Source organism: Hypericibacter terrae (assembly GCF_008728855.1).
Classification (GTDB): Bacteria; Pseudomonadota; Alphaproteobacteria; order Dongiales; family Dongiaceae; genus Hypericibacter; species Hypericibacter terrae.
Genome location: NZ_CP042906.1, coordinates 5,687,253 through 5,706,066, shown reverse-complemented (window position 1 = coordinate 5,706,066; position 18,814 = coordinate 5,687,253). Strand labels below are relative to the sequence as shown.

Genomic DNA, 18,814 nt, shown 5'->3' with positions numbered 1-18,814 from the left:
CATGACGCCGTCCGTTCAGCTGGCGCTGCTGCGTCACGGGCCCACCGCCTGGAATCGCAGCCGGAGAATCCAGGGGCTGACCGACGAGCCGCTCGATGAGGCCGGCCGCGCGCATCTCGACTCCTGGCGGCTGCCCGACAGCTGGGTCGCGCGGCCCTGGGTCACGAGCCCGCTGCGGCGCTGCCGCGAGACGGCGGCGATCCTCGCGCGCAGCCATCGTCACGAAGGCGCCATCGCCGTGGAGCCGCGGCTGATCGAGATGAGCCATGGCGAATGGGAAGGCGAGCGGCTGGTCGATCTGCGCGCGCGTCTGGGCCAAGGCATGACGGCACTCGAGGATCGCGGGCTCGATTATCGCGCACCCGGCGGGGAATCCCCGCGCGACGTGCAGCAGCGCCTGCGCCCCTGGCTCCGGGAGGTCGCCGCCGCAAGGAGCGACCGGCTCGCGATCGCGCATCGCGGCATCATGCGCGCGCTTTATGCGATGGCCGTCGGCTGGGACATGACCGGCAAACCGCCGGTCAAGCTGCGCGACGATTGCCTGCAGCTCTTCGTCCTCGCGAGCGACGGACAGCCGCGCGTCGAGCGCCTGAATGTTTCGTTGATCCCGCCGGCGGACCAAGGAGCGGCGCACCCATGACGCTGCGCCTTCTGTTCTATGTGCAGCATCTCCTGGGCGTCGGGCATTTCCGCCGCGCCATGGCCTTGGCGCGCGCTTGCGAAGCCGCCGGCATCGAGGTGATCCTGGCCTCCGGCGGCCGGCCGGTCGAAGGCATCGCGCCCGCCGGCCGTCTGGTGCAATTGCCGCCGGCCGAAAGCGCCGACAGCAGCTTCGCCGCCATTGTCGACGAGGCGGGCAGGCCGATCGACGATGCCTGGCGCGACCGGCGCCGCGACGCGCTGCTGGATCTGTTCGCGCAGACGCGCCCCGATCTGCTGCTGATCGAGCAATTCCCCTTCGGCCGCCGCGCGTTCCGGTTCGAGCTGATGCCGCTCCTGGAGGCCGCCAAAACGGGTTCCCGTCGTCCGGTCGTCGCCTGTTCCCTGCGCGACGTGCTGGTGGCGAAATCCGATCCTCGGCGGCAGGCCGAGATGATCGCGCTGGCGCGGGACTCTTTCGATCGCGTGCTGGTGCATGGCGACCCCGCGGTCATTCCGCTCGAGGCGAGCTTTCCGGCCGCGGCAGCCCTGGCGGATCGCATCACCTACACCGGCTATGTGCTCGATTCCGCCGTCGCGGCCTCGTCCGCCGCCACTGCCGCCGACGGCCATGGCGAAATCCTGGTGTCCGCCGGCGGCGGTGCCGTCGGCCGGCCGCTGATCGAGGCTGCGCTCGCGGCGAGGCCGCTGACGCAATGGCGCGACCGGCCCTGGCGCATCGTCACCGGACCGGGCATGGCCGAGCGCGACCTTTCCGCCTTGCGCGCCTCGCTGCCGACAGGCGTCGTCCTCGACCGTGTCCGGCCCGATCTGCCGGCCTTGTTCGCGCGCTGCCGCCTCTCGGTTTCGCAGGCCGGCTATAATACCGTGATGGAACTCTTGAGCGCCCGCGCCCGCGCCCTGGTCGTGCCCTTTGCCGAGGCCAGCGAAACCGAACAGACACTGCGGGCGCGCCGGCTGGCCGCACTCGAACTGATCGACGTCATCGAGACCGACGCGCTGCAGCCGGCGAAATTCGCGGCCGCGATCGACCGGGCCGCCGCGCGCGAGCGCCCGGTCGTCGATCTCCATTTCGACGGTGCGGCGGAGACCGCGCGGATCCTGATGGCCCTGGGCCAGGGCATGAGGGTATCGCCGCGATGACCAGTTGGAACGCCCTCAAGCGCGAGCTCGACCGCTGGCAGGAGGACGGCCGTTCCGCAAGCTTCTGGTGGCGCGACGACGACGCGCAGACGCCGTCGCCGGCCCTCGACCGCCTGCTTGCCTTGCGAGCCTCGCGGAGCCTGCCCCTCGCGTTGGCGGTGGTCCCGGCAGGTGCCGGCGCACCGCTCGCGGACCGGCTCGGGCCCGAGAAAGGAGTGCGGGTGCTGCAGCATGGCTATGCTCATCGCAATCATGCGTCGCCGGCGGAAAAGACGATCGAGCTGGGGCTGCATCGTCCGTTAACCAAGGTCATGGCCGAGCTGCGGTCCGGCCGCCGCCGGCTCGAGGCTCTGTTCGGCAGACGCTTCCACGACATCGTGGTGCCCCCTTGGAACCGGATCGACAACGGGGTGGTCGGCGCTCTGGCGCCGGCGGGCTATCATGGCCTGTCGGTATTCGGGCCCCGGGCCGGACGCTTCGCCAAGCCCGGGCTGGTCCAGGTCAATGTTCATCTGGACGTCATGAGCTGGAGCAGCGGCCGGTTCCTGGGCACCGCGCCCGTCTTGAAACGCGCTGTTCACCATTTGCGCCTGCGCCGCGAGGGCGGCGCCGATGTCACCGAACCCACCGGCTTGATGACGCATCATCTCGCCCATGATCGCGCCGCCTGGGACTTCATTGCCCGCTTTCTTGACGAAACCGAAGGCCATCCGGCCGGACGCTGGGTCGGCACGGCGCAGGCTTTCCGGCCGGCCCGGGGGTCGGGTCGGGCCTCATGACGATTTATCGCTATCAGACCGGCCGGCTTGTCGGCGACTATCTGCGCGGCGGTGGCGGTCTCGCCGGCTCGATCGCCGCCTGGGTTCTTTTTCCCTCCGTTCCCCAGGTTCACATTCTCATCGGCGGATTGACGCTCCTCTTTCTCCTGTTCACGATAAGGACGGTTTGGCGGCAGGCCGTCCGTATCGAGGTATCCGATCAGGCGTTCACGTTGATCTCGCCCCGGTCGATATTGTTCAAGCAGGAGCCAGTGGCATGGCACGATCTCGTGTCGGTTAAGCTTCGTTACTACTCGACCCGCCGCAACCGCAAGAATGGATGGTTCACGATGCATCTGGCCGGGCCCACGGCACGCATCGCTTTCGACTCCGATCTCGATGGCTTCGAGGACATGGCGCGCCGCGCCGCCCTGGCGGTCCGCGGCATCGGCATCGCGACCGACGACACCACGCGGGCCAATTTCGCGGCCCTCGGCCTCGCCGACCCGGCGTCCTGGCATCCCGAGCGCGACGGTGTCGGCCCATGACCGATCTGCTGACCGTCAATAATCTCTCGGTCTCGTTCGCCCTGCCCGGCGGCGCCGTCCACGCCGTGCGCGGCGTCTCCTTCCGCGTTCCCCAGGGCGGCACGGTGGCGCTGGTCGGCGAGTCCGGCTCGGGCAAGACCGTCATCAGCCAAGCCATCATGGGCATCCTGCCGAGCTCGGCCCGGATCACCAGCGGCGAGATCCTGTTCGCCGATCCGGCCAAGGGCGGTGCCATCACGGACATCGCGAAGCTGCCGCCCAAGGGCGCGCAGATCCGCGACATCCGCGGCGGGCGCGTCTCGATCATCTTCCAGGAGCCGATGAGCTCGCTCTCGCCGCTCCATACCATCGGCAATCAGATCAGCGAGGCCTTGCATCTCCATCGCAAGGTCGACGGCGCGACCGGCCGCGAGCTGGTGATCGAGATGCTGCGGCTCGTGCAGTTCCCCGATCCCAAGCGCGCCTACGACACCTATCCGTTCGAGCTCTCGGGCGGCCTGCGCCAGCGCGCGATGATCGCGATGGCGCTGATCTGCCGGCCGGCGCTTCTGCTCGCCGACGAACCCACCACCGCTCTCGACGTCACCATCCAGGCACAGATCCTCAAGCTCATCCGCGATCTTCAGAATGAGCTCGGCATGGCGCTCCTCGTGATCACGCACGATCTGGGGGTGGTCGCGAACGTGGCCGAGGAAGTCGTGGTCATGTATCACGGCCAGATCATGGAAAGCGGCATGCTGAACGACATCTTCAGCAACCCGCAGCATCCCTACCTGAAAGCGCTGTTGCGCGCCGTGCCGCGCTTCCACATGGCCCCGGGCGAGCGGCTGGTGCCGATCCGCGAGATCGCGACCGCGGATGCGCGGCTGCTGCGCGGGCGCAAGGACTGGCCGGCCGAAGCGGTCGCGGCCGGCCCGCTCCTGTCGGTCGAGCATCTGAGCAAGAGCTACCGCCGGCGCCAGGGCGCGCTGTCCGGCGGCGGCGACAAGGTGCTGGCGGTCGACGATGTCAGCTTCGACATCGCGCGGGGCGAATGCCTGGGGCTGGTCGGCGAGAGCGGCTGCGGCAAGACCACCGTCAGCAAGATGATCATGCGCGCGATCACGCCCGACGAAGGCAAGGTCACCTTCAACGATTACGGCAAGCGCCTCGACGTGCTCTCGCTGCGCGGCGACACGCTGTTCAAGTACCGGCGCAAGATCCAGTTCGTGTTCCAGGATCCGTTCGGGTCCCTCAATCCGCGCATGACGGTGTTCGACATCATCAGCGAGCCGCTGGTGGTCCATGGCGTCGGCAACGAGCGCCAACGGGCCGAGGCCGTCAAGGAGCTGATGCAGCTGGTGGGGCTGGATATCCGCCATCTCAAGCGCTATCCGCATAGCTTCTCCGGCGGCCAGCGTCAGCGCATCGGCATCGCCCGCGCGCTGGCCTTGCAGCCCGATCTCCTGATTTGCGACGAGCCGGTCTCCGCGCTCGACGTCTCGATCCAGGCCCAGATCCTCAATCTGTTGAAGGACCTGCAGCAGAAGCTGGGGCTCACCTATCTCTTCATCTCCCACAACCTCGCGGTGGTCGATTACATCGCCGACCGCATCGCCGTGATGTGCGCGGGGCGCGTGGTCGAGCTCGCGCCCTCGTCGACCCTGTTCCGCAACCCGCTCCATCCCTATACGCGGGCCCTGCTCTCGGCGGTGCCCGAGCCCGATCCGCGCTATCCGCTGGATTTCCAGAAGCTCTCCTCCGAACGCAACTCGATCCCCTCGACCTGGCCTGCGCCCTTCACCATCGACGCGCAAAGCCGACCCTCGCTGATCGAAGTGGCGCCCGGACATTTCCTGCGCGCGGCCGAGGCGCCGAGCGCATTGAAAGTCGCGTCTTGAGGTTCGTCCGATGCGGTTGACCGTTCCCCACTTCCCCTCCACCCCGGGTCCGATGGCCCGGCCGCGCGACGGCATCGTCGGGCGGGCGGGCCGATTGCTCACGGCAGCCCTGCTGGCCGGCCTCGTTCACAGCGGCGCCGGCTGGGCGCAGTCCTATTCGGACTCGCCGGTGCTGGAGGAGAAAGTGGCGGCGGGCGAGCTGCCGCCGATCACGGATCGCTTGCCTCAGAATCCCGCCGTCGCCTCGATGGGCGAGGCCGGGCGCTATGGCGGCGATCTCACCATGCTGATGGGCTCCGCCAAGGACACCCGCATGATGGTGGTCTATGGCTACGCCCGCCTCGTGGGCTACGACCGCGACTTCAAGATCGTCGCCGATATCGCCGAATCCTACGACGTCGAGGACGACCGCATCTTCACCTTCCATCTGCGCAAGGGCATGAGATGGTCGGACGGCAAGCCCTTCGACGCCGAGGATTTCCGCTATTTCTGGGAAGACGTCGCCAATAATCCGGAATTGTCGCCGACGGGTCCACCCTCGGTGCTGATCGTGGATGGCGAGGCGCCCAAGGTCGATTTCCCCGACAAATACACGGTGCGCTACAGCTGGTCGAAGCCCAATGCCGACTTCCTGCCGGCGATCGCCGGCACGACGCCGCTCTATATCTATCGGCCCAGCCATTACCTGAAGAAGTTCCACGCCAAATATGCCGACGCCGCCGAGCTGGCGCAGAAGGTCCAGGAAGCGCAGCAGCCGAGCTGGGCCGCCCTGCATAATCGCAGGGACAACATGTACAAGAACGACAACCCGAAGCAGCCGACGCTCGATCCCTGGATGCTGGTGACCAAGCCGCCGGCCGAGCGTTTCGTGTTCGAGCGCAACCCCTACTACTACCGGGTCGATCCGCGCGGCCGCCAGCTGCCCTATATCGATCGCGTCGTCTTCGACATCGTCGACAGCAAGCTGATCCCCGCCAAGGTCGGTGCCGGGGAGACCACGCTGCAGGCGCGCAATCTCAGGTTCGACAACTACACCTTCCTCAAGGATGGCGAGACGCGCGGCGACTATCGGGTGCGGCTCTGGACCAGCGGCTCCGGCTCGCAGGTGGCGATCTATCCCAATCTCAATACCAACGATGCGGTCTGGCGCGCGGTCATGCGCGACGTCCGGTTCCGGCGCGCGCTGTCGCTCGGCATCGACCGGCATGAGATCAACCAAGTGATCTATTACGGCCTCGCCAAGGAAAGCGGCAACACGGTTCTGCCGCAGAGCCCGCTCTACGACGAAGCCGACGCCCGGGCCTGGACCAGCTACGACATCGATCAGGCCAACCGGCTGCTCGACGATATGGGGCTCGACAAGCGCAACGGCGACGGCATCCGCCTGCTTCCCGACGGACGCACCGCCGACATCCTGGTGGAGAGCGCGGGCGAGAGCACCGAGGAAGCGGATGTGCTGGAGCTGATCCGCGATTCCTGGGCGCAGCTGGGCCTGAGGCTCTATGTGAAGCCCTCGCAGCGCGAGGTTTTCCGCAACCGCATCTTCGCCGGCGACAGCATCATGTCGGTCTGGACCGGGCTCGACAACGGCATCCCCACGGCCGACACGGCGCCCGTCGAGTTCGCGCCGACCAGCCAGCAGCAGCTGCAATGGCCGAAATGGGGCCAGTTCGACGAGACGATGAGCAAGTCGGGCGAAGCCGTCGATATGCCGGAAGCGAAGCAGCTGCTGGATCTGCTGGACCAATGGCGCCAGGCCGAGAACGACGAGCAGCGCACCGCGATCTGGAAGCAAATGATGCAGATTTACAGCGACCAGGTGTTCGTCATCGGCACCGTCAACAGCGTGCCACAGCCGGTCGTGGCCAAGAACTTTCTGCATAACCTGCCCGAGACCGCGATCTACAATTGGGAACCGGGCGCGCAGCTTGGCGTCTACAAGCTCGACACCTTCTGGCTCGACGAATCCGCGACCGCCACCGCCGCCACCAACTGACCCCCGACCGAAACGCCCGATTTACCGACCATCACCCGAGGCCCGATGTTTACTTACCTGCTCCGCCGCCTGTTCGTGATGGTGCCGACATTGCTGGTGATCAGCTTTCTGGTCTTCGCCATCATCCAGGCCCCGCCCGGCGACTATCTCTCGACCTACATGGCGGAGCTGCAGAGCCAGGGCGAGGCGGTGGATCAGCAGAAGATCGATTTCCTGCGCCATCAATACGGCCTCGACCGCTCCTTCCTCGAGCAATATGCGGTGTGGGTCGGCAATCTGGTCCAGGGCGATCTGGGCTATTCCTTCGAATATGGAATGCCGGTGAACCAGGTGGTGGGCGACCGGCTGCTGCTGACCATCGTGGTCTCGGTCGCGACCATCATCTTCATCTGGGTCGTCTCCTTCCCGATCGGCATCTATTCGGCGGTCCGACAATATAGCGTCGGCGACTACGCGCTGACCTTCCTGGGCTTCCTCGGACTGGCGACGCCGAGCTTCCTGCTGGCGCTGGTGCTGCTCTATTTCGCCAATGTGAAGTTCGGCATCTCGATCGGCGGATTGATGGATCCGAGCTATGCCGATGCGCCCTGGAGCTGGGCCAAGGCCAAGTCGGTACTGGCCCATCTGTGGGTGCCGGTGATCGTGATCGGCACCAGCGGCACCGCCGGCATGATCCGGCGCCTGCGCGCCAACCTGCTCGACGAGCTGCAGAAGCAGTATGTCGTCACGGGCCGCGCCAAGGGCCTGTCGCCGACCAGGCTGCTGTGGAAGTATCCGCTGCGCATGGCGCTCAACCCCTTCATCTCCGATATCGGCAGCATGCTGCCCGAGGTGGTTTCCGGCGCCGTGATCGTGTCGGTCGTGCTGTCGCTGCCGACCACCGGTCCGATGCTGCTCGACGCGCTGCGCAGCCAGGATATGTATCTGGCGGGCTCGTTCCTGATGTTCCTGGCGCTTCTGACGGTGGTGGGCATGTTCCTGTCGGACGTGGCGCTGGCCGTGCTCGATCCGCGCATCCGGCTGGGAGGCGGAGTATCCAAATGACGCCGCCAACCGACATCGCCGCCTCCGACATGCCGGCGCCGCCGCCCCGCAAGCCGCTGGCGCATCAGGTCTCGACCGCGCCGTTCGACCCCTATTCGGTCGAGCGGATGAATGCCGAGCAGGAGCGCTACTACCTGGCCTCGCAGTGGCGGATGATGTGGTGGAAGTTCCGCCGCCACCGCCTTGCCGTGATCTCGGGCATCTTCCTGATCATGGCCTATTTCATCATTCTGATTTCCGAATTCCTGTCGCCCTATGCGCTGCATTCGCGCCATGTCGATTTCATCTATGCGCCGCCGCAGCGCGTGCATCTGTTCGACAAGGGCACCTTCGTCGGGCCGTTCGTCTATGGCATGGACTACCGGCTCAACATGCAGAACCTGAAACGCGAATACACCGATAATCCGGACCGGGTCGAGAAGGTCCGCTTCTTCTGCCTGGGCGAATCCTACAAATGGTGGGGCCTGATCGAATCGCGTCTCCATCTCGCCTGTGCCGCCGACGGCGGCACCCTGTTCCTGCTCGGCACCGACCGCCTGGGGCGCGATGTGCTGTCGCGAATCCTCTATGGCGCCCGGATCTCGCTGACGATCGGATTGGTCGGCGTCTCGGTGAGCTTCCTGCTGGGCCTGGGACTGGGCGGCATCGCCGGTTACTACGGCGGCTGGGTCGATGCCGCCGTGTCGCGATTGATCGAGGTCGTCCGCTCCGTCCCCCATGTGCCGCTCTGGCTGGCGCTCTCGGCCATCCTGCCGGTGAACTGGAGTCCGATCCTGGTCTTCTTCGGCATCACGCTGATCCTGGGGCTGTTGGACTGGACCGGGTTGGCGCGCGCGGTGCGCTCGAAGCTGCTGGCGCTGCGCGAGGAGGATTTCTGCCTCGCGGCCGAGCTCATGGGGGCGAAGCCGCGGCGCATCATCTGGCGCCACCTGATCCCCAGCTTCATGAGCCATCTGATCGCCTCGGCCACCCTGGCGATCCCGTCGATGATCCTGGGCGAGACGGCCCTCAGCTTCCTGGGGCTGGGCCTGCGCCCGCCGATCACGAGCTGGGGCGTTCTGCTCAACGAGGCGCAGAACATCAATGTCGTGGCGCTCTATCCCTGGCTGATGTTCCCGGTGCTGCCGGTCATCCTGGTGGTGCTGGCCTTCAACTTCCTGGGCGACGGCCTGCGCGACGCGGCAGATCCCTACAGATAAGCCGTCCCCTACCGGTAAACCTTCTCTCAGAGATAGGTCCGCTGGCCCGGCCCGCGCCGCTCGAGCCAGAGCCCGGTTTCGCGCGCACCCGCCTGCAATGGCAGTCTGGCAACCGGAGACTTTGCGACGGCCGCCGCCATCCGGGTGACGGCCCAGTGGCTCGAAAAGAGCGGCTGCCAGGCGCCGCTGCCCAGGAGCGCCGCCACCGCCGACTGCTCGTTATAGCCGCGCCAGGCCCAGTCGGCCGGATAGCCGTCCGGCAGCAGCATGTCGTGAATATGGACCAGCGTGCCGGGCTTCAGGTTCGGCAGCACGTGGGAGAGCAGGAAATCCACATCCGTCCCCGGCATCAGGATGTGGCTGGAATCGATCATCAGCAGATCGCCGGGCCGCAAGGCCTCGAAGGGCGCCGGCCCGCATTGCGGCACCGCCTCGCGCCGCAGCGTGATCGGCAGCTTCGCGATGTCGGCGCGCGGTGCCGGATCGATCGCCGTGATCGCCGTCGGCAGATTACCGTCGGCGACCGCACGGGCCACGAAACGGGTCGAATGGCCCGAGCCGACCTCGACGATCCGCGGCGGCTGGAAGCGGCGCACCAGCGCATAGGCCATGGCGGCGTCGAGGCGCGGGAACCAGTCCTGGTCGAAGCGCGGCGCGCCGGCGCCGCCGGCCCCGATCCGCGCGAAGTCCTCGGTGTAATCCGAGAGCACCTCCAGCGCGTCGGCGAAGACCGATTCATACTCGGCAAAGAGGGCGGCCACCGCCGGATAGAGATCGCGCTCGGCGGGCGTCACACCGCCGGCATAGCGATAGGGAATGAAGAAGCCGCGCTTGGCCAGACCCAGGACGGTCGGCAGGCCGAGCGCCAGGCGACGCCAGGTGGGGCGGCCGATCATCGCGCGAACTCATTCTTATTGTTCCCTCCCCCAAAAAATGGGGGAGGGGATTCACTCACCTCGCCACATGCGACATCCCTTCCTTGCGAGGGAGGGGAAGAAGACAGAGGAGCCGCGTTCCTGCAGACCTCGTCATCGATGATCACGGCCGCAGCGTCAGCCCTTCGCGCGCGACGATGGTGCCGGGCCGCGCCTTCTCGGCCGCCTCGGCGATGCGATCCATGATCGTGTCGTCATGGCTGGGATCGTGGTGGAAGATCACCAGCGTCTTGACCTCGGCGGCATCGGCGAGGCGCACGCCTTCCTGCCAGGTCGAATGGCCCCAGCCGGCAAAGCGCGGATACTCCTCGTCGGTGTAAGTCGCATCGTAGATCACGATATCGGCCTGATGGATCAGGCGCAGGATCCGCTGATCGAGCTCGTCCTTCTTATGCTCGGTATCGGTGATGTAGCAGATCGAATGTCCGTTGAACTCGATCCGATAGCCGGTCGCATGGTTCGGATGGTTGAGCGGCGTCGTGATCACCTTCACGCCCGGCCTCGGCTCGAAGCTCTCGCCGGCGCGGAAATCGAGGAAGCTGGTCTGCGCGGCAAAGATTTCGGGCGGCACCGGGAAGAGCGGTGCGGCCATCATCTTTCCCATCACATCCTTGAGCGTGCGATCGGGCAGAAGATGGCCGGCCCAGAGCCGGACCTTGTTCTGCGCATTGAAGAGCGAGCCGAAGAAGGGAATGCCGACGATATGGTCGAAATGGCTGTGCGACAGAAACAGATCGAGATCGACCGGCTCTTCGGGCTTGAGCGCCGCCCCCAGCGCGCGGATGCCGGTGCCGCCGTCGAACACCAGGATATGTTTGCCGCAGCGGATTTCGATGCAGGAGGTGTTGCCGCCATAGCGCTCGAACTCGTGGCCGGCGCAGGCAATGCTCCCGCGGACCCCCCAGAACCTCACATAGAAATCTTCGGCCTGGGCCAACGTCCCTGCCTCCGCCTCAACCCACCCTGTGCCCCCGCCAACCAACCAGAAAGCCCGAGCCTGCTCAAGCCGGAAACCGAGCGACGGCCAGGGCGGGGCCGGCGGCGGACTGGTTAATGCCGAAGCCGAAAGGGCCTGCAGAAGGGCGGAATCCGCCGAAAGCGCCGCCGTGATCCTTCCCCCGGAGGCCTTGCCTTGAAGGGTGAAGGACGGCTATGGCTCCCCGAACCCCTGTCTTCGCGCGCCGCTCTCTCGGCGTCCCGGAGACTGCCCAGAGGATATTGCCCTCGTGACCGCTACCGACGCCGATCGACGAGGGTCTCGCGACCAGACCGACTGGGCCGGAATCGCATTCGGCGTGACGCTCGCCTCGCTGATCGCCTATCAGCAGTTCAAGCTGCCGCCCGTACTTCCGATGCTGCTCGAGCGCTACGGTTACGACCGGACGCTCGCCGGCAGCTTCATGTCGGTCTATGCCGTGGCCGGGCTGCTGCTTTCGGTGCCGATCGGGCGCTGGCTGGCGCGCCACGGCGCGTTGCGGGGCGTCGCCGTGGCCTCTCTCGTCATGATCGTCGGCAACGGCCTGTCGCTGCTGGCCCCCGGAAATGGCTGGCTCATGCTGGCGGGCCGCGCGCTCGAAGGCTGTTCCTTCGCTGTCGGCGCGATCCTGGGGCCGGCCATCGTCGGCGGTTGCGCCAGCCCCCGCCACCGTCATTTCGCCATCGCCCTGGTCTCGGCCTGGATCCCCATCGGCCAGATCGCGGCAGGCCTGGCGGCCCCCTTCGCGCTTGCGCAAGACCATTGGCAATGGCTCTGGTATGGCGGCATTGCGGCGACGGGCGCAGTCTGGCTGTGGGGCACGGCGCTGGCGCGGCGCCATGCGTTCGGCCGCGGCACCGCCGGCCGCCGCATGGCCGAGCCACCGCTGTCGCGCCGCGAGCATCAGGCGCTCCTGATCGGCGCCGGGGTCTTCCTGCTCTGGTCGGGCCAGTACTACGCCTACATGACCTGGCTGCCGCAATATCTGATCGAGGCGCGAGCCTTGGGTCCGGTCGCGGCGGTGTTCAGCTATCTGCTGCCGGTCGTCGTGCTGATGGGATTCAACATTCTCACCGGCGAGGTCCTGCGCCGCGGCGTCGGCGTCACGCTGCTCCTGCTGGTCGGCGTGGCGGCGCAGGCGCTCAGCTGGTGGTTGACGCCCTTCGCCCATTCCGATGCCGCCGGCATCGCGCTCTTGATCTTCTATGGCATCGCCGCCGGCATCACGCCGACCTGCCTGTTCGCGCTGCCGGGCGCGATCCTCGGGCGCGCGGCCGGCCCCCATGCCTTCGCCATCCTCATGACCGGGCGCAATGTCGGCGTGCTGATCGGCCCGATCCTGATGGCGGTTCTGCAGCAGGGCCATGGCGGATGGGGTGCGGTGGCGCCGCTGCTCGGCGTCACCACCAGCGTGGCGACGGCGGGCGCACTGCTGCTGCATGCGCGCTATCGCCGGGACGCGCATCAGGCGCGAAGCTGAGTGCGCCTGCGCGTCGCTTACGGCACCAGCCGATAGCCGCCGGGCTCGGTGATGAGCAGCTCGGCCTGCGAGGGATTCTTCTCGATCTTCTGCCGCAGGCGATAGACATGCGTCTCGAGCGTATGGGTGGTCACGCCGGCATTGTAGCCCCAGACCTCGCCCAACAGCGTCTCGCGGCTCACCGCCTGCTCGCCGGCACGGAAGAGATAGCGCAGGATCGAAGTTTCCTTCTCGGTCAGGCGGATCTTCTTGCCGGTCGATTCGTTCAGCAGCAGCTTCGAGGCCGGGCGAAACAGATAGGGGCCGATCGCGAAGCTCGCATTCTCGCTCTGCTCGTGCTGGCGCAATTGCGCGCGGATGCGCGCGAGCAGCACCGCGAGTTTGAAAGGCTTCGTCACATAGTCGTTGGCGCCCGACTCCAACCCGAGAATGGTGTCGGCATCGCTGTCGGCGCCGGTGAGCATGATGATCGGCGCCTTGGTTCCGGCGCGGCGCATCAAGCGACAAAGCTCGCGTCCGTCCATGTCCGGCAGGCCGACATCGAGGAGCACCAGATCGAAGGTCTCGTCCTTGCTCGATTTGAGCGCGCCATCGGCGGCGCCGGCTTCGACGATGTCGAACTCCTCATGCAGCGTGAGCTGCTCGCTCAGCGAGCGGCGCAGCGCTTCGTCGTCATCCACCAACAGGATCTTGCGCCGCGGTTTCATGATGCTTCTCAAACGATGTCGCCCCGATCCGATTCTGGCGTCCCGCCCGGCCGATCGATCCCCCTCGAGGACGACGACCTTCGCCCCCATGGCGACCCCTGAACGGCTTGTGACCGAATAGACTAGAGACCCGGTTCCGTCTCAAGCCCGCGAGGGCCATGACGGTCCGGTTCATTTTCAGCACTGGCGCTCGGCCCTGGAGCGCTCAATATCACCGGGACCGGACAACCGCAAGCCGGCCGGACCTCGGGAAGCACCGCATAACGGGGGTTATGTGTCTGAATTTGCTTAATTATTTTAACTTCATCGAGCGCTGCCAAGTCGCCTTGACCGGCGCCCCCCAGGTCGGCCTAATGCCGGCCCTAATCCGCACCGAGAGGTTTCCTCCGGCGACCCTTTCGGACAGCGTCTGTTAGAGTTGAGTTCATGACCGAGCCCCGCCTTGGCAATAGCCGGAATGTGACGCCGCCTGCGCTGTCCGCGGCGGCCGCCATTGCTGTCGATCGCGCCACCACCGAGTTCCGCCGCGGCCAGCCCGTGCTGATCCTGGGATCACAGGGTGCCTGCCTGGCCGCCGCGGCCGAAACCGTCGCGGTGGCGAGCTTGCGCCGGCTGCGTCAGGCGAGCCCTCCGTTGCTGGTCCTGACCGGGCGCCGGGCGGCCGTGCTGGGTTTGGCCGCGACGGCGGCGCCGGCATCGGTCGCCAACCCGATCACGCAGGACGAGCGGCCCTTCCTCGCGAATCTGCCGGCGGGTGCGGATGCCGAAGCCGTGTTGCGGCTGGCCGATCCGACCGCCGTCGCCGCGGCCTTGCCGCCGACGACGCAGCCGCCGCATTTCCCCGACGAGCTCGCCACCGCCTCGATTCATCTGGCCAAGCTCGCGCGCCTGCTTCCCGCCGCGGTGGTGTCGGCCCTGCCGGCCCGCGCCGCCGACGAGCATCTGCGCGTGGCCGCGCAGGAGGGCCTGCTGGCCGTCTGGGCGGGCGACGTGGCCGCCTATGAGACCACCGCCGCCGTCAGCCTCGAGCCCGTCGGCGAGGCGCGCGTGCCGCTGGAAGGGGCCGAGGATGCCCGGATCGTCGCCTTCCGGCCCAGCGACGGCAGCACCGAGCATCTGGCGATCGTGATCGGACAGCCGGACCCGGCCAAGCCGGTGCTGGCACGGCTTCATTCCGAATGTTTCACCGGCGATCTCCTCGGCTCGTTGCGCTGCGATTGCGGCGAGCAGTTGCGCGGCGCCATCGCCGAGATCGCGCGCCAGGGCGGCGGGATCCTGCTCTATCTGGCCCAGGAAGGGCGCGGCATCGGGCTGGTCAACAAGCTGCGCGCCTACCGGCTGCAGGACCAGGGCGCGGATACCGCGGACGCCAACGAGCAGCTCGGATTCGAAGCCGACGAACGGATCTATCTGGCCGCGGCCGAGATGCTGCGGCGGCTGGGCTTCAAGACCGTGCGGCTGATGACCAACAATCCGGACAAGGTGACGGGGCTGGAGCGGCTGGGGATCGCGGTCGCAGAGCGCGTGCCGCTGGTGATTCCCGCCAATCGCTTCAATCGCGATTACCTGACGACCAAGGCGCAGAAGTTCGGCCATATGTTCTGAAGCGGCGGGGCCTTGCGGATCGGCAAATATTGCCGGCCGCCGCGGGTCCGTTCCGGCTGCCGGCATCGCCGCCCCGCCGACGATCGGCCGGAACCCGCGGAAATCCTCGCTTTTTCCCGCCGTGAACGGAACCTCGTTCCCAACCTCGAAGCTGGCATCGATCCTGCATTCCTGAGGGCCAAAGGGCCCCTGTTCATGCCGGTCGACTTTCAATCTCCGTTCCGAACCTTCCAGCCGGCCGTTCATCCCCGCTATGGCATCACCCAGAGCGCGGCGACGAACGGCAGCTTTGCCGCGACCCTGGCGTCGACCGCCACAGCGCCCGCCGGCACCAACGCGCCGGCCAACCCGGGCGAGATGGTGACGGGGGCGGGCACGCCGGCCGCCGAGGAAGAGGGTGGGCCCGATCCGAGCTTCATGGATCCGCGCGACCGCACCCTCGCCTTCACGCGTCCCGACTGGAAGCCCCAGGCCGACAGCAAGGATTTCCATCCCTTCGGCGATGACGGGCTGACCTTCGACGACGTGATCGACGTCGTGAATCCGCTTCAGCATATTCCCGTCGTCAGCACGGTCTATCGTTGGCTGACGGGCGACACGATCTCGCCGGCGGCCGAACTCGCCGGCGGTGCGCTCTATGGCGGGGCCGTGGGGTTCGCCGCTTCGGCAGGCATGATCGCCGTAGACGGTCTGACCGGCGGCGCCACCGATCAGCAGTTCATGGTCGCCCTGCTGGGGCCCTCGCCCTTCGCCGACGATACCGACAACATGGCGGCAACGCCTTCGCCCACGCCGGAAACCGCAACCGCCGCGATCGATCCCGCAGCCGCAGCGGCGCCTGCCGACGATTCCGGCACGCCCACGAGCCGCGGCGCCGGCCTTGCCACCGCGGCCCTGGCCGAAGCGGCCGCGGCCCCCAGCGACTCCGCGCCCGGCCTGCAGGAGATTCCGGCCGATCTGGTCGATACCCTGTCGAAGCTTCCCAATGCGGCCCACGATCAGGGCGCCTCGAGCCTGACAACCGCGACGGCCGTGGCACCCCCGGCATCGAGCCAGCCCCAGATCATCGGCAACGGCAGCGTTTCCGATTCGCTGCCGGTGGTGATGCCGCAGACCGCGGCCACGAGCTCGCGCGTCACCGAAGCGCCCGGCGTCGCGGCACCTTCCGGCACCACGGCTCTCAACCCGCCGGCGCGCGCCCTGAAGCCGCTGCCGCCGCCCCTGCCCAGCGGCTTCACCATCCACAATCCGCCGCCGATCGACACCGGCGGCCTCGGGCGCTCCCTGCCCGCAAGGCTGTCGCCGGCGGGCACCCAACCGGTGGCGACGGGCCCCGTCGATCCCGCGACCGTGCCGGCCGCGATGACGCGGGCCCTTGATAGCTATCGAAAGATGATGCAGGAACGAAATCGCGACGCCGTGCCTGTCCCGGGCCTCGATTTCCAGAGCTGAGTGGAGCAGAGAGAATGAACCGAACCCGAATCCGCTTGCGCGCCAGCTCGCGCTCGCGCCTGGCGGGACGGCGGCGGGTGGGCACGCGACGCACGGCGGTGCGCGCGCCTTTTACCGCAGGAACGGCCGCTCTTCGCGCGCCCGCAGGGCCATCGCCGACGCTTCTCAATTGAGCGCAGCCGGATCGGCCCGGCGCCGATCGAGGTCTTAGGGGGCGGCCTTCGGCCGCTCGCCGAAAATCGCCGTGCCAATGCGCACATGCGTCGCCCCGAACCGGATGGCGACCTCGAAATCTCCGCTCATGCCCATGCTGATCGCCGGGAGACCCTGCTGGCGCGCGAGCTGCGCCAGCAGCGCGAAATGCGGGGCGGGTTCCTCATCCACCGGCGGGATGCACATGAGCCCTTCGACCGGCAGTCCCAAACTATCCCGGCAGAGGGCGATGAAGGCCGGCGCCTCCTTCGGCCCGATGCCCGCCTTCTGTTCCTCTTCCCCGGTATTGACCTGGATGTAGAGCCGCGGCAGGCGCTTGCCCTTGTCGCGCTCCGCCGCCAAGGCGCGTGCCAGTTTCTCCCGGTCGAGCGATTCGATCACGTCGAACAGCGCGATCGCGTCCGCGACCTTGTTGCTTTGCAAGGGGCCGATCAGATGCAGCTCGAGATCGGGATGGCGCAGACGCAGGGCCGGCCATTTGCCCTGGGCTTCCTGGACCCGGTTCTCGCCGAAGATCCTTTGTCCCGCCGCCAGCGCTTCGAGACAGGCCTCGGCGTCATGGGTCTTGCTGACGGCAACGAGCTGGGCGCTGTCGGCGGCACGCCCGGCCGCGGTCGTGGCGGCCGCGATGCGCGCGCGGATTGTCCCCAGTCGGGCAGCGATCGTGGAGAGGGAGGATTCGGTCATGGGCCGATGGGACATTGATCGTTCGGGCGATCGGCGCGGGGGGCCGTCGCCGGCGACTTCATAGCATGCGCCAAAACGAAGGGGAGCCGCCAGTCCCCCGACCGGCAGCCCCCCAGGTATCGCGGCACCCCCGACTGTCAATCGCCCAGGTGCCGCGAAATCCTCGCGGGTCAGGGCGTTCGAGTCCAACCGCAGGTTCCGGCCGCTACCCTCTTCTCGAGGCTGGCGGCCGGAGATCGCACGGCTCAGAATCCGATATTGAAGCCCACGCCCAACTCCCAGTCGTGGTCATCGCCCGTGGAGTTGATGTCGTTGATGTACTGGTGATACTCGGCCATGCCTTCGACGTCGATACCGGGCGCCAGATCGTAGCGTGCGGTGAGCGCCACGATGTCGAGCGTGTCGATATCGCTGTCGGACAGGACCTGGTAGCTGCCATGCGAATAGGCGAGACCCACGGTCCAGGCATCCCAGTTGTAGGTACCGCCGCCGCCGGCGACCCATTTGTACGTATTGTTGCGGCCGGCGACGTTCTGGTAGTTGGTCTGCAGCGAGCCCGCGCCGCCGATCGTGAAGCCGTCGAACGAGACGATCAAATGGCCGCGGACGGTCCAGGAGGTGTCGTCCTGGTTGCCCAGGGGCGATTCCCACTGGCCTTCGCCGCCGCCGATACCGCTGATCAGCTTTACGCCGCCGAAATCATGCTGGAAGTTCAGCGCGGCCGCGAAGACGTCCTGGATCTGACCGGTATTGTTCGAATTGGTCGTGCCGCCGGGGCCCGACCAGTAGGAGAAGGTGTCTTCGCCGCGACGGTCCGGCGAGTACGAGAAACCGAAGGTGAAGCCGGCGAAGGTCGGGCTGAAATAGATGATCTTGGTGGCGTCGCCCGAGAGCTTCATCACCGTGGTGTTGGTCTGGAGCGCGGAAACGCCGCCGACCTTGCTGTTCGAGAAGTCGAAATGCGGCGAGTCGACGCCGAACAGGCCGAGCGAGGCGCTCGGGATCAGATAGCTGAGCTGTTCGTAGGCGTCGTCGTCATCGCCGAAGCGAACCTGGCCCCAGCCGCCCTTGAAATAGGCCCAGACCTCGTCGATCTGGTCGTCGGATTGCTGGCCTTCCATCTCGATGCGGGCACCGACAGTCAGGCCGTTGTCGAGCTTGGTCTCGCCCTTGAAGTGGATTTCGACGTCCTGGCGGAAAACGACGTCGCGCGTATGCTGACCAGGTTCCCCATTGCCGTTATCCTGGCTGAGCAGGAGGCCCGCGGCGCCCTGATAATAACCACCCAGTCCCAGCGAAACGCCTTGCGCCGCCTGGGCGGCGCCCGTGATCGAAACGGCCGCGACGAGCGCGGTCGAGCCGAGCAGAATCGGTCTCATTGTAACTTCCCCTCTAGAAATACCGGCCGCGCTTGCGACCAGTGGGCCCCTCTATTGCGTGAGTTCGTCGTCGATTCGGTTCGATGGCAGCCGTCTTTTTCTGGCGGCACCGCTCGACGTGAACTGCGCGTCACGGTTATCGCGGGCGGTTG

At 67.0% G+C, this 18,814-nt stretch carries 16 protein-coding genes; 11 read left to right on the top strand and 5 right to left on the bottom strand.

Annotated elements, in window-relative coordinates:
- Nucleotide 1 precedes the first annotated feature (1 nt).
- The 8 genes from FRZ44_RS26130 to FRZ44_RS26095 are packed head-to-tail and all read left to right on the top strand — an operon-like array spanning nt 2 to nt 9,228.
- Complete coding sequence (locus FRZ44_RS26130) at nt 2-640, top strand: histidine phosphatase family protein (RefSeq protein ID WP_151179945.1); 639 nt, start codon at nt 2-4, stop codon at nt 638-640.
- Nucleotides 637-1,803 carry a glycosyltransferase family protein gene (locus tag FRZ44_RS26125; RefSeq protein ID WP_151179944.1) on the top strand — a complete coding sequence of 389 codons (1,167 nt, stop codon included), beginning with the start codon at nt 637-639 and terminating at the stop codon, nt 1,801-1,803. Before FRZ44_RS26130 ends, FRZ44_RS26125 begins: the two co-directional genes overlap by 4 nt.
- Nucleotides 1,800-2,582: a polysaccharide deacetylase family protein gene (locus FRZ44_RS26120; RefSeq protein WP_151179943.1), complete on the top strand. Its 783-nt coding sequence runs from the start codon at nt 1,800-1,802 to the stop codon at nt 2,580-2,582. The genes FRZ44_RS26125 and FRZ44_RS26120 overlap by 4 nt, the downstream gene beginning before the upstream one ends.
- On the top strand, nt 2,579-3,109 hold the full coding sequence (locus tag FRZ44_RS26115) for a hypothetical protein (RefSeq protein WP_151179942.1): 531 nt from the start codon (nt 2,579-2,581) through the stop codon (nt 3,107-3,109). The genes FRZ44_RS26120 and FRZ44_RS26115 overlap by 4 nt, the downstream gene beginning before the upstream one ends.
- Nucleotides 3,106-4,989: an ABC transporter ATP-binding protein gene (locus FRZ44_RS26110; RefSeq protein ID WP_151179941.1), complete on the top strand. Its 1,884-nt coding sequence runs from the start codon at nt 3,106-3,108 to the stop codon at nt 4,987-4,989. The genes FRZ44_RS26115 and FRZ44_RS26110 overlap by 4 nt, the downstream gene beginning before the upstream one ends.
- A 10-nt stretch (nt 4,990-4,999) precedes the next feature.
- The gene (locus FRZ44_RS26105) at nt 5,000-6,985 is read left to right on the top strand and encodes an ABC transporter substrate-binding protein (RefSeq protein WP_151179940.1); all 1,986 of its coding nucleotides are present in this window, start codon (nt 5,000-5,002) and stop codon (nt 6,983-6,985) included.
- A gap of 45 nt (nt 6,986-7,030) precedes the next feature.
- Nucleotides 7,031-8,029, top strand: coding sequence for an ABC transporter permease (locus FRZ44_RS26100; protein ID WP_151179939.1), 999 nt, complete (start codon nt 7,031-7,033; stop codon nt 8,027-8,029).
- Nucleotides 8,026-9,228 carry an ABC transporter permease gene (locus FRZ44_RS26095; RefSeq protein ID WP_225308456.1) on the top strand — a complete coding sequence of 401 codons (1,203 nt, stop codon included), beginning with the start codon at nt 8,026-8,028 and terminating at the stop codon, nt 9,226-9,228. The genes FRZ44_RS26100 and FRZ44_RS26095 overlap by 4 nt, the downstream gene beginning before the upstream one ends.
- A gap of 26 nt (nt 9,229-9,254) precedes the next feature.
- Here FRZ44_RS26095 and FRZ44_RS26090 read toward each other — a convergent pair whose 3' ends face one another.
- Together FRZ44_RS26090 and FRZ44_RS26085 are read right to left on the bottom strand one after the other, a co-directional pair.
- Nucleotides 9,255-10,124, bottom strand: a complete 870-nt coding sequence (locus FRZ44_RS26090; protein WP_191908307.1) for a class I SAM-dependent methyltransferase — start codon at nt 10,122-10,124, stop codon at nt 9,255-9,257.
- A gap of 142 nt (nt 10,125-10,266) precedes the next feature.
- Nucleotides 10,267-11,100 (bottom strand): MBL fold metallo-hydrolase, encoded by an 834-nt coding sequence (locus tag FRZ44_RS26085; protein WP_225308455.1) that lies wholly within the window; start codon nt 11,098-11,100, stop codon nt 10,267-10,269.
- A gap of 289 nt (nt 11,101-11,389) precedes the next feature.
- On the opposite strand from FRZ44_RS26085, the gene FRZ44_RS26080 reads away from it, so the two are divergent.
- Nucleotides 11,390-12,619: an MFS transporter gene (locus FRZ44_RS26080; protein WP_191908306.1), complete on the top strand. Its 1,230-nt coding sequence runs from the start codon at nt 11,390-11,392 to the stop codon at nt 12,617-12,619.
- A gap of 17 nt (nt 12,620-12,636) precedes the next feature.
- Here FRZ44_RS26080 and FRZ44_RS26075 read toward each other — a convergent pair whose 3' ends face one another.
- Nucleotides 12,637-13,326: a response regulator transcription factor gene (locus FRZ44_RS26075; RefSeq protein WP_151179937.1), complete on the bottom strand. Its 690-nt coding sequence runs from the start codon at nt 13,324-13,326 to the stop codon at nt 12,637-12,639.
- 426 nt (nt 13,327-13,752) lie between these two features.
- On the opposite strand from FRZ44_RS26075, the gene ribA reads away from it, so the two are divergent.
- Together ribA and FRZ44_RS26065 are read left to right on the top strand one after the other, a co-directional pair.
- Nucleotides 13,753-14,931: a GTP cyclohydrolase II gene (gene ribA / locus FRZ44_RS26070; RefSeq protein WP_151179936.1), complete on the top strand. Its 1,179-nt coding sequence runs from the start codon at nt 13,753-13,755 to the stop codon at nt 14,929-14,931.
- Nucleotides 14,932-15,126: 195 nt separating this feature from the next.
- Nucleotides 15,127-16,383: a hypothetical protein gene (locus FRZ44_RS26065; RefSeq protein WP_151179935.1), complete on the top strand. Its 1,257-nt coding sequence runs from the start codon at nt 15,127-15,129 to the stop codon at nt 16,381-16,383.
- A gap of 207 nt (nt 16,384-16,590) precedes the next feature.
- Here FRZ44_RS26065 and FRZ44_RS26060 read toward each other — a convergent pair whose 3' ends face one another.
- Nucleotides 16,591-17,283, bottom strand: coding sequence for a YggS family pyridoxal phosphate-dependent enzyme (locus tag FRZ44_RS26060; protein ID WP_151179934.1), 693 nt, complete (start codon nt 17,281-17,283; stop codon nt 16,591-16,593).
- A 245-nt stretch (nt 17,284-17,528) separates the two neighbouring features.
- Nucleotides 17,529-18,662: a porin gene (locus FRZ44_RS26055; RefSeq protein ID WP_151179933.1), complete on the bottom strand. Its 1,134-nt coding sequence runs from the start codon at nt 18,660-18,662 to the stop codon at nt 17,529-17,531.
- Nucleotides 18,663-18,814 lie beyond the last annotated feature (152 nt).

Coding starts and splice junctions, on each gene's coding strand:
- FRZ44_RS26130 (WP_151179945.1), top strand. CDS start 2: ATGACGCCGTCCGTTCAGCTGGCGCTGCTGCGTCACGGGCCCACCGCC.
- FRZ44_RS26125 (WP_151179944.1), top strand. CDS start 637: ATGACGCTGCGCCTTCTGTTCTATGTGCAGCATCTCCTGGGCGTCGGG.
- FRZ44_RS26120 (WP_151179943.1), top strand. CDS start 1,800: ATGACCAGTTGGAACGCCCTCAAGCGCGAGCTCGACCGCTGGCAGGAG.
- FRZ44_RS26115 (WP_151179942.1), top strand. CDS start 2,579: ATGACGATTTATCGCTATCAGACCGGCCGGCTTGTCGGCGACTATCTG.
- FRZ44_RS26110 (WP_151179941.1), top strand. CDS start 3,106: ATGACCGATCTGCTGACCGTCAATAATCTCTCGGTCTCGTTCGCCCTG.
- FRZ44_RS26105 (WP_151179940.1), top strand. CDS start 5,000: ATGCGGTTGACCGTTCCCCACTTCCCCTCCACCCCGGGTCCGATGGCC.
- FRZ44_RS26100 (WP_151179939.1), top strand. CDS start 7,031: ATGTTTACTTACCTGCTCCGCCGCCTGTTCGTGATGGTGCCGACATTG.
- FRZ44_RS26095 (WP_225308456.1), top strand. CDS start 8,026: ATGACGCCGCCAACCGACATCGCCGCCTCCGACATGCCGGCGCCGCCG.
- FRZ44_RS26090 (WP_191908307.1), bottom strand. CDS start 10,124: ATGATCGGCCGCCCCACCTGGCGTCGCCTGGCGCTCGGCCTGCCGACC.
- FRZ44_RS26075 (WP_151179937.1), bottom strand. CDS start 13,326: ATGAAACCGCGGCGCAAGATCCTGTTGGTGGATGACGACGAAGCGCTG.
- ribA (WP_151179936.1), top strand. CDS start 13,753: ATGACCGAGCCCCGCCTTGGCAATAGCCGGAATGTGACGCCGCCTGCG.
- FRZ44_RS26065 (WP_151179935.1), top strand. CDS start 15,127: ATGCCGGTCGACTTTCAATCTCCGTTCCGAACCTTCCAGCCGGCCGTT.
- FRZ44_RS26060 (WP_151179934.1), bottom strand. CDS start 17,283: ATGACCGAATCCTCCCTCTCCACGATCGCTGCCCGACTGGGGACAATC.
- FRZ44_RS26055 (WP_151179933.1), bottom strand. CDS start 18,662: ATGAGACCGATTCTGCTCGGCTCGACCGCGCTCGTCGCGGCCGTTTCG.